This window comes from Streptomyces sp. DSM 106670 (genome assembly GCF_055792845.1).
The window spans coordinates 7,662,416-7,674,474 of the sequence record NZ_CM147704.1 but is presented as its reverse complement, the minus strand read 5'-3'; the positions used below and the strand labels follow the sequence as shown (position 1 = coordinate 7,674,474).

Annotated in this window: 9 protein-coding genes; all 9 read left to right on the top strand. The window is 70.2% G+C overall.

Annotation, left to right across the window (positions count from 1 at the left end):
* Positions 1–33 precede the first annotated feature (33 nt).
* Positions 34–918 carry a zinc ABC transporter permease AztB gene (gene aztB, locus ACSMXR_RS33930; RefSeq protein WP_473170648.1) on the top strand — a complete coding sequence of 295 codons (885 nt, stop codon included), beginning with the start codon at positions 34–36 and terminating at the stop codon, positions 916–918.
* Positions 915–2,126: a hypothetical protein gene (locus tag ACSMXR_RS33925; RefSeq protein ID WP_473170647.1), complete on the top strand. Its 1,212-nt coding sequence runs from the start codon at positions 915–917 to the stop codon at positions 2,124–2,126. The genes aztB and ACSMXR_RS33925 overlap by 4 nt, the downstream gene beginning before the upstream one ends.
* On the top strand, positions 2,123–3,073 hold the full coding sequence (aztC, locus tag ACSMXR_RS33920; protein ID WP_473170646.1) for a zinc ABC transporter substrate-binding protein AztC: 951 nt from the start codon (positions 2,123–2,125) through the stop codon (positions 3,071–3,073). The genes ACSMXR_RS33925 and aztC overlap by 4 nt, the downstream gene beginning before the upstream one ends.
* A 49-nt stretch (positions 3,074–3,122) precedes the next feature.
* Positions 3,123–4,316 (top strand): zinc metallochaperone AztD, encoded by a 1,194-nt coding sequence (aztD, locus tag ACSMXR_RS33915; RefSeq protein ID WP_137228111.1) that lies wholly within the window; start codon positions 3,123–3,125, stop codon positions 4,314–4,316.
* Positions 4,317–4,509: 193 nt separating this feature from the next.
* A complete protein-coding gene (locus ACSMXR_RS33910; protein WP_381908893.1) occupies positions 4,510–4,812 on the top strand; it encodes a hypothetical protein in 303 nt (100 codons plus the stop codon).
* A 46-nt stretch (positions 4,813–4,858) separates the two neighbouring features.
* Positions 4,859–6,511, top strand: coding sequence for a SpoIIE family protein phosphatase (locus ACSMXR_RS33905; protein WP_137228115.1), 1,653 nt, complete (start codon positions 4,859–4,861; stop codon positions 6,509–6,511).
* Between the two features lie 133 nt (positions 6,512–6,644).
* Positions 6,645–7,454, top strand: a complete 810-nt coding sequence (locus ACSMXR_RS33900; protein ID WP_137228117.1) for an SAM-dependent methyltransferase — start codon at positions 6,645–6,647, stop codon at positions 7,452–7,454.
* Between the two features lie 82 nt (positions 7,455–7,536).
* Positions 7,537–8,799, top strand: a complete 1,263-nt coding sequence (locus ACSMXR_RS33895) for a DUF6357 family protein (protein WP_473170645.1) — start codon at positions 7,537–7,539, stop codon at positions 8,797–8,799.
* A gap of 280 nt (positions 8,800–9,079) precedes the next feature.
* Entirely contained in the window at positions 9,080–12,049 is a 2,970-nt protein-coding gene (locus ACSMXR_RS33890; protein ID WP_473170644.1) for a 3-keto-alpha-glucoside-1,2-lyase-like domain-containing protein, read from the top strand.
* Positions 12,050–12,059: the final 10 nt, after the last annotated feature.

Below are 12,059 nucleotides of genomic sequence, written 5' to 3'. Positions count from 1 at the left end.
ATGATAATCATTTTCATTGTAGTGTCCCGCTCCATGGAATGGTTGATGGGCCCCTTCGAGGTGACCTTTGTCCAACGGGCCCTGTGGGGCGGACTGCTCGTGTCACTGATCTGCGCCCTGGCCGGGACGTGGGTCGTCCTGCGCGGCATGGCGTTCCTCGGTGACGCGATGTCGCACGGCATGCTTCCCGGCATCGCGCTCGCGTCGCTCCTCGGAGGCAATCCGCTCGTCGGCGCCGCCGTGAGCGCGGCCGTCATGGCCCTCGGCGTGAGCGTCGTCGGGCGGTCGCCCCGCCTGTCGCACGACACGAGCATCGGCCTGCTGTTCGTCGGCATGCTGTCGCTGGGCGTGATCATCGTGTCGCGCTCGCAGTCGTTCGCGGTCGACCTGACCGGCTTTCTCTTCGGTGACGTCCTCGCCGTGCGCCCGGCCGACCTGCTTCACCTCGGCGGCGCCGCGATCATCGCGCTGGTGGTCTCCGTGCTCGGCCACCGCCCCTTCGTCGCCCTGGCGTTCGACGAGCGCAAGGCGCACACGCTGGGGCTTCGGCCGCGGTGGGCGCACGCGGCGCTGCTGGCCCTTCTCACGCTGGCCATCGTCGCCTCGTTCCACGTGGTGGGGACGCTGCTGGTCTTCGGCCTGCTGATCGCACCGCCCGCGACCGTGCTGCCGTGGGCCCGGCGCATCCCGGTGATCATGGCCGGCGCCGCCGTACTGGGCGCGAGCGCCACCTTCATCGGCCTGCTGCTCTCGTGGCACTTGCACACGGCTGCCGGGGCGAGCATCGCGGCGACGGCCGTCGTCCAGTTCCTGCTCTCCACCGCCGCCTCCGGCCTGCACCGAAGCCGGGCCCGTACCACTCCCCCGGCCACCGCCACCCCCGACCGCCCCCACGCGAAGAGCGGACACCTGTCATGAGACTCCGGAAAACCCGTACCGCCACGGCGCTCTCCTGCGCCGCCCTCGTCGGATCGGCGCTGCTCGCCGGCTGCGGGAGCGGCGGTGACGCCACGTCCGCCCCAGCGGCGTCGAAGACGGCGCCACCTCACGGATATGTGGAGGGAGCCGAGGAAACGGCGGAGCAGCAGTCCCGCCTCGTACTGGCGGAAGCCGGAACGGGAAAGGTCGAGGTTCTGGACCTGACCACCGAGGACGTGACACCGCTCGCGGGCGTCAGCGGCCCGCGGAACCTGCGCACCGACGGCCGGTTCGCCTTTCTGAGCGGCACCGCCGGCACCCATGTCCTCGACTCCGGCGCCTGGACGGTGGACCACGGCGATCACGTCCACTACTACCGGGCGGCGATCCGCGGCATCGGCCCGCTGACGACGACGGAGGCCGCTCACATCCACAGCGATCGGACCGTCACCGCGGTCTCGTCCCAGGACGGTGCCCGGCTGTTCGACCGCGCGAAGCTGGAGGACGGCGGCGTTCCCGGCGGCAGCACGCTGGACAGCGCGGGCGCCGGAGCGGTCGTCCCGTATCAGGAGCATCTGCTGGTCGCCGGGACGGGTGCCGACGAGGGCACCGTCGAGGTTCGCGACCGCAAGGGCGCACGCGTCACCGTGCTCAAGGAGCCGTGCGACCGGGCGCGCGGCGAGGCGGTCACCCGCCGGGGCGTGGTCTTCGGATGCGCCGACGGCGCGCTGCTCGTCAGCGAGGACAAGGGCACGTTCGAAGCCGAGAAGATCCCGTACGGCGCGAAGCCGCCGGAGTCGGAGCGGGCCGTCGACTTCCGCCACCGGCCGGGCAGCACCACGCTCGCGGCCCTCTCCGGCGACGACGCCGTCTGGGTCCTCGACGTCACGGACCGCACCTGGACACGTATCGAAACGGGCGCGGTCGTCGCCGCCAACACCGCCGGGGAGGGTTCACCGCTGCTCGCGCTCGGCGAGGACGGCGTCCTCACCGCGTACGACCTCACCACCAAGAAGGCGGTCGCCCGCAAGCGGCTCCTCACGAAGCCCGGGCCGGCCGCGACGATCGAGGTCGACAGCGCTCGCGCGTACGTCAACGATGCCGCGGGGCGCAAGGTCCACGAGATCGACTACGCCGACCGTCTTCGGGTCGCCCGGACCTTCTCGGTCGGCATAGCCCCGACGTTCATGGTGGAGACGGGCCGATGACCTGCGCCGCCGCTCCTCGCAGACATCGGGCACCCGCCCGTCTCGTCCGCGCCACCCTGGCCGGTGTGCTGCTCCTGGGAGCGGGCGGATGCACGGGGAACGACGAGGACCGCGCCTCCGTGGTCGTCACCACGAACATCCTCGGGGACATCACCCGGAACATCGTCGGCGACGAGGCCGAGGTGACCGTACTGATGGAGGCCGACGCCGACCCGCACTCCTTCGGCGTCTCGGCTCCGCAGGCGGCAGCCGTCGAGCGGGCCGATCTGGTCGTCCACAACGGACTCGGCCTGGAGGAGAACGTCCTGCGCCATGTGCGGGCCGCCGTGGACTCCGGCGTCGCCACCCTGGCGGTCGGGGAGGCCGTCGACCCGATCACCTACACGGCCGGCGAATCCGCCCGCGAACCCGACCCGCACTTCTGGACCGATCCCGAACGCGTCCGCAGCGCCGTCGGGTTGATCGCGGAGCACGTCGTCGAGCACGTGGACGGGGTCGACGGATCCGTGGTCGAGAAGAACGCGTCCGCCTACGGGGCACGGATCGCCGAACTCACCGGGTGGATGGACGAGCAGTTCAGCCGCATACCGCCCTCGCAGCGGCAGTTGGTGACCAACCACCACGTCTTCGGCTACCTGGCCCAGCGCTTCGGGTTCCGGATCGTGGGCGCGGTGATCCCGAGCGGGACCACGCTCGCGTCGCCGAGCGCATCCGACCTCACCTCCCTCGCCACCGCGATCAGGACATCCGGCGTCCGGGCGATCTTCGTGGACTCCTCCCAACCCGACCGCCTCGCCCAGGTGTTGAAACGCGAGAGCGGCGTCGCCGTCGATGTCGTGCCGCTGTTCTCCGAATCTCTCACCGCGAAGGGGAAGGGGGCGGCCACCTACCTGCAGATGATGCGCGCCAACACCACGTCCATCACCACGGGACTGACCACCGAATGAACGCGTTGCCGCGCACCCCGCGCGACAACTGGAGAAGGACATACATCTGATGAAGCATGCAGCACGCCCGAGGACGACGGCCGCCGTCGCCGCCCTGATCGTGACATCCCTGGCGCTCACCGCCTGCGGCAACGACACCGGGGGCTCCGCGGCCGAGTCCGCGGAGAAGAAGCCGGGTTCACCGGCCGCCCGGATCCAGGACCCGATCGTCACCACGTACGACGGAGGCCTGTACGTCCTGGACGGAGCGACACTGAAGCTCGCGAAGGACATACCGCTGGCCGGGTTCAACCGTGTCAATCCCGCAGGCAGCGAGCGCCATGTGATGGTCTCCACGGCCACCGGGTTCCAGGTGCTCGACGCGGTGGGAGGAAAGCTCACCGACGTCGAGTTCGAAGGCAGCAAGCCGGGCCACGTCGTCCGCCACGCGGGCCGGACCGTTCTCTTCGCCGACGGCACCGGTGTCGTCACGGTCCTCGATCCGAAGGACCTCGGCGACACGAAGCCGAAGACCGAGACGTACACCTCCGCGGCCCCGCACCACGGTGTCGCGATCCAGCTCGCCGACGGCACGCTGGTGACCACCCTCGGCACGGAGGAGAAGCGCGTCGGCATCACCGTACTCGGCAAGGACCGCAAGGAGATCACCCGCAGCGAGGAGTGCCCCGGCGTCCACGGAGAGGCCACCGCCCAGGGCGAGGCCGTCGTCATCGGCTGCGAGGACGGCGTTCTGGTCTACAAGGACGGTGCCGTCAAGAAGGTGAAGAGCCCGACGGACTACGGCCGGATCGGCAATCAGGCCGGCTCCGACGAGTCGCCCGTCGTCCTCGGCGACTACAAGAAGGACAAGGACGCCGAGCTGGAGCGCCCCGAGCAGGTGTCCCTCATCGACACCCGGACCGGCACGATGCGCCTGGTCGACATCGGCACGAGCTACACCTTCCGCTCCCTGGCGCGCGGCCCGCACGGGGAGGCTCTCGTGCTGGGCACCGACGGCAGCATCCACGTGATCGACCCCGACACGGGCAAGGTCACCAGGAAGATCGCCGTGCTCGACCCGTGGCAGGAGCCGCTGGACTGGCAGCAGCCCCGCCCGGCGCTGTTCGTACGCGACCACACGGCCTACGTCTCCGACCCCTCGGGCAAGAAGCTGCTGGCCATCGACATCGAGTCGGGCGAACGGCTGGCCTCCGCCGACCTGCCGAAGGCTCCGGACGAGGTGAGCGGCGTCAAGCAGCACTGACGCCGGGGACGCCGGGCGGGGAGCGCGAATCCTGCGGGGGTAGTGCTCCCCGCCCGCTCCTCGCGGCCGGCCCGGTCCGGCGCGCCCGGAGGCAGCAGCTCCACAGCGGACTTAAACTGCGAGAAAAGCAGGATATGTCCGCCTTGGTGCCTGCGCGGAACAGTCCCGCGCCACCCGCGAAGGAGTCTGCGAGATGTCCACGACCACGGCGCACCAGCCCCACCCCGCGCACACGCACACCCACGCCCCGGGATGCGGCCACGTGGCGATCCCGCACGGCGACCACATCGACTACGCGCACGACGGGCACCTGCACCGGGTGCACGAGGACCATGCGGACGAGTGCGTGACCACGTCGCACACGGTGCACGACGGACACGAGCACCGGCACGGAACGGACTGCGGTCACATCGCCGTACCGCACGAGGACCACGTCGACTACGTCCACGACGGTCATCGGCACGCCCAGCACGGCGACCACTGGGACGACCACTGAACGACCTCCGCCGGAGGGCCGTCGGGCGACATCGAAGGCGGGGGCGGTGAATCAGGAACGTCTTCTCCGGCATTACACGGCGCTGATGAGCGCCGTGCCGCAGTCGGTCTGGGTGCTGTCCGCCGACGGCGTCGTCACGCTTCTGTCGCGCAGCGGCATGAAGGAGCAGCTGTGGCACCCGGACGGCGAAACGTCGTGGATGGACGCCGTGCACCCCAAGGACCGGGACTGGTTCCGCCGGGCCTGGCGCAGGACCACCGTGGAGAGGTCCCCGCTCGACACGATCGTACGGGTGCGGCTCAAGGACACCCCCGATCGCTTCCGCCACATCAAGATCATCGCCGTGCCCGTCCTGGACGAGGCGGGTGACACCGAATGGGTCGGCACGGCCGCCGACGCCGAGGAACACTGGCGCAATCGGATGCGGGAGAAGCTGCTGGCCCGTATGGCGGCGGTACCGGCCGCGCACGACCTGTCCGAGGCGTTCCTGACGACCGCGGCCGCCGTCGTCCCCGAACTCGCCGACGCCGTCGCCGTCTTCCACGTACAGGGCGAGCCCGGGCCCGGTCACGGGCTCGCCGACGTTGTGGCGTCCGCGGCGTCGACGGAGAGCGTGGGGCTGGCGCCCGGACTGCCGTCCCTGTACCCGCTGGACCGGGACATCCTCTGGGGGGCGGCCCCACGTCAGGTCATCGAGAGCCAGGAGGCCCGCCTGCTGACCTTCCCGGCCGGCGAGCCTCCCGAGGACGGCCTCTCGAAGGCGTCCGTACGGTGGCTGCGCAAAGCCGGTGCGACCAGCGTCGCGCTGCTTCCCGTCGTGGTGGACGGCCGGGCCGTCGCCCTGGCGACCACGACGACCTGCCGGGGGAACCCGCCGCCGGACGAGGCCGATCTGAACCTGCTGCAGGACGTCTTCCAGCAGATGAGCGGCCCTCTGCGCCGCACCATGGAGCTGCAGAGAATCCGCGACAAGGCGCTCGCCCTGCAGCAGTCCTTCCTCTCTCCCCCGTCGGCCGTCGACGGCATCTCGATCACCGCTCTCTACCATCCGGCCGACTCGGCCGCGGAAGTCGGCGGGGACTGGTACGACGCGGTCAGGCTCTCCGCGGACGCGCTCGCCCTGTCCATCGGCGACATCGCCGGCCATGATCTGGACGCGGCCGCCGCGATGGGCCGTGTCAACAGCCTGCTGCGAGGGCTCGCCTACGACAGCGGGCCGGCCGCCAGCCCGGCGGCCACCCTGAGCCGGCTCGACCACATCGTGCAGGCGCTCGACGGGCCGTCGATGGTCACGGCGGTGCACGCGGTCATCCGCCGGCTGGCCCCGCGCGTCTGGCGTGTCACCCTGTCCAACGCCGGTCACCCGCCGCCGCTGCTGATCCCTCGCGACGCGCCGCCGCGCTATCTGCACGACCTCGCGGCCCCGGACCCTCCGCTGTGCGTCACCGACGGCCTGCCCCGTACCGATCTCCACACGGTCATCCGGGAAGGCGACACCCTGGTCCTCTACACCGACGGGCTGGTGGAGACACCGGACACGGACATCGGCGACAACCTTCGGCGTCTGCGCCGGCGTACCGAAGCCCTGGTACGGGCGGGGGTGCCCCTGGCGGCACTGATCCGAAGGCTCCTGCCGGCCGCCCAGAACCGGCGGGACGACATCGCCGTCATCGCCCTGCAAGCCCGGTCGGGCCCGTAGCCCGGCGACGGGGAGAGAAGCGAGCCGGATGCGTCACCCAGGCCGCCGCGGCCGGTCGTGGTCCCGGCCGCGCACGCACCCGACACCGCCCTATACCGTCGAACAAGCCGCACCTCACCGAAAGAGGCCTCGCATGAGCAACCCCCAAGACCGGCAGAGCGGACTCGCCACCTCCCGGGCCCACTCCGCCCGGGTCTACGACTACATCCTGGGCGGGAAGGACCACTACCCCGTCGATGCCGAAGCAGGCGACGCGATGAGCCGCCACTGGCCCGCCCTGCCGGTCCACATGATGGAGAACCGCCGGTTCATGCACCGCGCCGGCCGTTTCCTCGCCGAGGAGTGCGGCATCCGCCAGTTCCTCGACATCGGTACGGGACTGCCGACCCCTCCCAACCTGCACCAGATCGTGCAGGAGGTGGCGCCGGAGTCGCATGTGGTCTACGTGGACAACGACCCCATCGTGCTCGCGCACGCGCGGGCCCTGCTCCAGAGTTCGGCCGAGGGCGCCACCGCGTACGTGGACTCCGACATGCACGACCCCGACGCCATCCTCGGCAGTCAGGAGTTCCAGGAGCTGATCGACCTGAACCGGCCCGTCGGCCTGATGGTGATCGGCATCATGCACTTCATCCTGCCGCCCGACGACCGGCGCCTGATCACCCGGCTGCTGGATCCGCTGCCGTCCGGCAGCTATCTGGCCATGACCATCGGCACCGCGGACTTCGCACCGGAGGAGGTCAACCGGGTGGCGCAGGAGTACCGCCAGCAAGGCATGCCCTTCGTCCTGCGTGACCTGCCGACAGCCACCTCGTTCTTCGACGGGCTGGAGTTGCAGGACCCGGGAGTCACCCAGGTGCACACCTGGCGCCCCGGTCCGGAGCAGAGCGGCGTCGACAGCCGGGACATCGCCATGTACGGCGCGGTGGCCAGGAAGCCCTGAAGGACGGCATCACCGGTCCCGGGGCGCGGCCGCCGAACCGCCGCCCGGGGCCCGGCCTCCTCCGGTGGGGAAGACTGGGCCCATGAACGACATAGTTTTCACCCGCCGGAGCGGCTGGATCCCGAACGTGGTCCGCGACGGCGGTGGACTGAAGCTGATGCTGGGCGCCGGGGCCGACGCCAACCATGAGCCCCGCACCTTCACGTTCCCGGTCGAAGAAGCCCATCTCGCGGTGATCCGGGAGGATCTGGGCCGGCACCTGCTGCTGTGGAGTGCGGTTCTTCCGCTGTGCGACGCCGCGGGCACCCGCGGCCGGCTGGACGAGAACGCCGCCGCCGCGCTGCTGGACCCGATCCTCCTCTCCTCGCCCGCGGATGTCGACGCGCTCTTCCGGCGCATTCCGTGGGACAGGGGCCGGCTCGTCGCGCACGGGGCCGACATCGGCCTGCTGGAGAACGGTGAGGTCTGCGCGGCGATGCGTACGGCGACGGAGACGGCCGACGCGAAACGGGCCCAGGAGTACCGCGCGGACCGCCGTCGCGCCGAGCGTGGAGCCGTACTCGGCCCGCTCGACGCCGCGCTTCTGCGGTACACGGGCCAGTATGCGCACGGGTCCACGGTTCCGAGGCGGTTGCCCGACGCCGTCGACCCCGCGCTGCTGCCCGAGGTCCTGCGGGTGATCGCCACCGCGGAGCAGGCGTCCGCCGGGATGCTGATCGGCCGCGATCCGCGACGGGGAAAGCGTGCCACGGACAAAGGCGACTGGAATCGGATGGCGGCGGCGGTCGAGGCGGCCGTGCGCCGTGCGCACCCCGCGCTCGCCGACGACGCGGTGCGCACCGTGAGCTTCCTGATGTGCTCGGAGGCCGCCGCCCGCTCCAGGAGCACGCCCGTGGAGGACGAGGAGGAGGCCGGCGGGGGCGGCGCCGATGCCGGCGGAGGTGCGAGGAAGACGGCCTTGTCGTTCACCGACGACAAGGGCGTCGAGAAGAAGTGGCTCTCGGGCGGTCCCCGCACCGCCACCGCGGCGTTCTGGGAGTTCGTCGGCGATCGCTCCGCCGCGGACAACGAGGTGTTCACCATCGAGGACGAGGCGATGGGCGAAGGGATCCAGCTCCACTTCTACGCGGACTCCATCGCCCGGGTCACGACGGTGCGTGCGGGTGTGGGCGGGGCGGATCCGGAGTACCGGGTCGAGTACAGCCTGGTCGACGGGATCGGCGGGTACCGGAAGCTGGTCGGCGCCTTCGTCCGGGGTGGCTGCGCCGCGCTCGGACCGCACGGCCGCTGGATGTCGGACGTCGCCGAGTTCGAGCGCGCACGCCGCCGGAAGGGCGGAGCCTGACGTCGGCGCCGCCCGGAGGAGACAGGATCCGGAGCGGCCCCGGCGGTCGCTCCGGTAAGCGGCACCCCTGAAAAATCACTGTCTGGACGCAAGCGCTTTCCACGCCCCAGCAGGCCACTCGGGCACGAGTTCAGCGATCTTCGACCCATAGACTTTCCAACGATAGACAGAAAGCGCTTGCCGACCCGTTGCCTTTTCCGTGGGGGCTGCCCTTCACTGTGAACGGCAGCCCGTCAGCCACCGGACCGCCGGCTGCCTCGGCCCTCAAGGAGGAAGGCCCATGCGGCGTTTGGCCGTACTCGTCTCAGCCCTGTTCCTCGTGTCCCTCACCCAGGGTCAGGCCGCCGCCCAGCCCCCCGACATACCGCCCCAGGAACCGGGCGTGACCATGCGGGTGTTCGACGTACAGATGGCTCTGGAAGACTTCTGCACGCTCAAGCCGGGGCAGACGCCCAACGTCGACGAGTTGAAGCCGACGATCGACTGGACCACCGCCGAGGACTTCGGGCTCAGCGGCAAGTTCGTCACCGAGGTCACCGCGTACCTGAACGTCGAGTCGGCCGGGACGTACGACTTCCGCATCACCAGCGACGACGGATCCCGGCTGCTCATCGACGGCACGGAGATCATCGACAACGGAGGCAAGCACGGCGCCCAGCCCAAGGAAGGCTCGGCCGAACTGACGGAGGGCCACCACGCCCTGCGCATCGACCACTGGGACGGCGAGTACGACCAGCGGCTCCTGCTGGAGTGGCGGCCGCCCGGGTCGGACGCGTACACCGTCGTCCCCACCTCGGTGCTCAGCACCGACGCCGACGTCACCCGGGTCACCTCGCCGGGCCGCAAGCTGTGCGAGGGCATCGACGAGTCACCGGGCGACGGCCTGCCGCTGGCCGGCGTGCACCCCGACTACACGCTGACCGATCTGCGCCCCGACGGTTTCGAACCGCAGGTCACCGGCATGGACTGGCTGCCGGACGGCCGGCTGGCCGTCAGCACCTGGGGCGGCAGCAGGGAGAGCGAGCTCGGGCAGGTGTATCTGCTCGACCACGTCACCGGGAACACCGACCCGTCGAAGGTGACCAAGAAGCTGGTCGCCGAGAACCTGCTGGAGCCGATGGGCCTCAAGTACGTCGACGGCACCCTCTACGTCTCCGAGAAGGACGGTCTGACCGCGCTGGTCGACAAGGACGGCGACGAGGTCACCGACGAGTACCGGCAGATCGCGACCTGGCCGTTCGGCGGGAACTACCACGAGTTCGCGTTCGGGCTGCTGTACGAGAAGGGGAACTTCTACGTCAGCACGGGCATCGCCATGGTGCCGGGCGGTGCGACCCAGGACCCGCAGAACGTGCCCAACCGCGGCTCCACCCTCAAGATCAACAAGAAGACCGGCAAGGTGTCGTACGTGGCCGGGGGGCTGCGCACACCGAACGGCCTCGGCTGGGGCCCGGACGGCGACATCTTCGCCACCGACAACCAGGGCGCGTACGTGCCGACGTCGAAGCTGGTGCGGATCAAGCAGGGCGCCTTCTACAACCACCACACCAACCCGGACGGCGTCTACGACGACCAGCCGGTGACCGAGCCCGTCCTCTGGCTGCCGCACGGCGAGATCTCCAACTCGCCGAGCAACCCGCTCCTGCTGCCCGAAGGGCCCTTCGCCGGGCAGATGGTGTTCGGTGACGTGACCTACGGCGGCCTTCAGCGGGCGTTCCTGGAGAAGGTCGGCGGCGAGTACCAGGGCGCGGTGTTCCGGATGACGCAGGGGCTTGAGGCCGGGGTCAACCGGATCAGCCTCGGCCCGGACGGGGCGATCTACGCCGGCGGCATCGGGGACTCCGGGAACTGGGGCCAGGAGGGCAAGCTCAAGTTCGGTCTCCAGAAGCTCGCGCTCACCGGCGACGACGCCTTCGACATGCGTGCCATGCGCGCGGTCGACGGCGGCTTCGAGATCGAGTACACGCAGCCGCTCTCCGAGGAGACCGCCGAGGATCTGACGGCCAAGTACAAGGCGCAGCAGTGGCGTTACGTGGCGACTCCGAGGTACGGCGGCCCGAAGGCCGACGAGGAGACCCTCGACGTCACCTCGGCGACGCTCTCCTCGGACCGTAGGACCGTGACACTGAAGATGGACGGTCTGCGCCCCGGCCACGTGGTGCATGTGCAGTCCCCGCGCCCGTTCGCGGCTGCGAGCGGCGAGGAGCTGTGGAGCACCGAGGCCTGGTACAGCCTCAACACGCTGCCCGACGGGTCGAAGCCGCCGCCGGTGTACGAGGCGGAGTCCGCCTCGCTGGCCGGCGGCACCAAGTTCAACGACAACCACTCCGGCTACTCCGGCACCGGCTTCATCGACAACAACTGGGAGCCGGGCTCCCGCACCACCTTCGCGGTGCGCGCCGACAAGAAGGGGAAGCACGACCTCGCCCTGCGGTACGCGAACGGGCAGAACTCCGACCCGGAGCCGAAGCCCCGGTCGATGACCCTGTACGTCAACGGCGAGCGCCACAAGCAGATCTGGCTGAACTCCACCGTCGCCTGGAACACGTGGGCGACCCACATCGAATCGGTGCCCCTGCGCAAGGGCGCGAACACGATCACGTACGCCTACGAGCCCGAGGACGACGGCCATGTGAACCTCGACAACCTCACCGTCACCCCGACGAAGCGCACCACTCTCTTCGACGGCTCGGACCTCGACGCCTGGGAGTCGAACGACGGCGGTCCGGCGACGTGGCCGGTGGCGGACGGCTCCATGGAGTCTCTCGGCGGAGACATCCGGACGAAGGAGAAGTACGGCGACTTCCGGATGCACGCCGAGTGGTTCCAGCCCCACTATCCGCCGGACGTCACCGGACAGGCCCGGGGCAACAGCGGGATCTACATCCAGGAGCGGTACGAACTCCAGATCCTGGAGTCCTTCGGGGTCGACGTACCCGCCACCAACGACGCCGGATCGATCTATCTGCGCAAGGCCCCCGACATCAACGCGGCGACACCGTCCGGCACCTGGCAGCGCTACGACATCGAGTTCCGGGCGGCGCGCTTCGACAGCGACGGGAAGAAGGTCGAGGACGCGCGGGTGACGCTCCGGTGGAACGGCAAGCTGGTGCACAGGGACGTCGCCATCGCCGGACCGACCGGGGCGGGCCGTCCGGAGGGCCCCGCCCCGGGCCACATCAAACTGCAGGACCACGGGGACCCCGGTGAGAACCCGAGGTTCCGCAACATCTGGATCGAACGGCTCTGACACCCGCGTT

What these genes read in the sequence shown, in the direction of transcription:
- aztB (WP_473170648.1), top strand. Translation starts at nt 34, where the DNA reads ATGGAATGGTTGATGGGCCCCTTCGAGGTGACCTTTGTCCAACGGGCC.
- ACSMXR_RS33925 (WP_473170647.1), top strand. Translation starts at nt 915, where the DNA reads ATGAGACTCCGGAAAACCCGTACCGCCACGGCGCTCTCCTGCGCCGCC.
- aztC (WP_473170646.1), top strand. Translation starts at nt 2,123, where the DNA reads ATGACCTGCGCCGCCGCTCCTCGCAGACATCGGGCACCCGCCCGTCTC.
- aztD (WP_137228111.1), top strand. Translation starts at nt 3,123, where the DNA reads ATGAAGCATGCAGCACGCCCGAGGACGACGGCCGCCGTCGCCGCCCTG.
- ACSMXR_RS33910 (WP_381908893.1), top strand. Translation starts at nt 4,510, where the DNA reads ATGTCCACGACCACGGCGCACCAGCCCCACCCCGCGCACACGCACACC.
- ACSMXR_RS33900 (WP_137228117.1), top strand. Translation starts at nt 6,645, where the DNA reads ATGAGCAACCCCCAAGACCGGCAGAGCGGACTCGCCACCTCCCGGGCC.
- ACSMXR_RS33895 (WP_473170645.1), top strand. Translation starts at nt 7,537, where the DNA reads ATGAACGACATAGTTTTCACCCGCCGGAGCGGCTGGATCCCGAACGTG.
- ACSMXR_RS33890 (WP_473170644.1), top strand. Translation starts at nt 9,080, where the DNA reads ATGCGGCGTTTGGCCGTACTCGTCTCAGCCCTGTTCCTCGTGTCCCTC.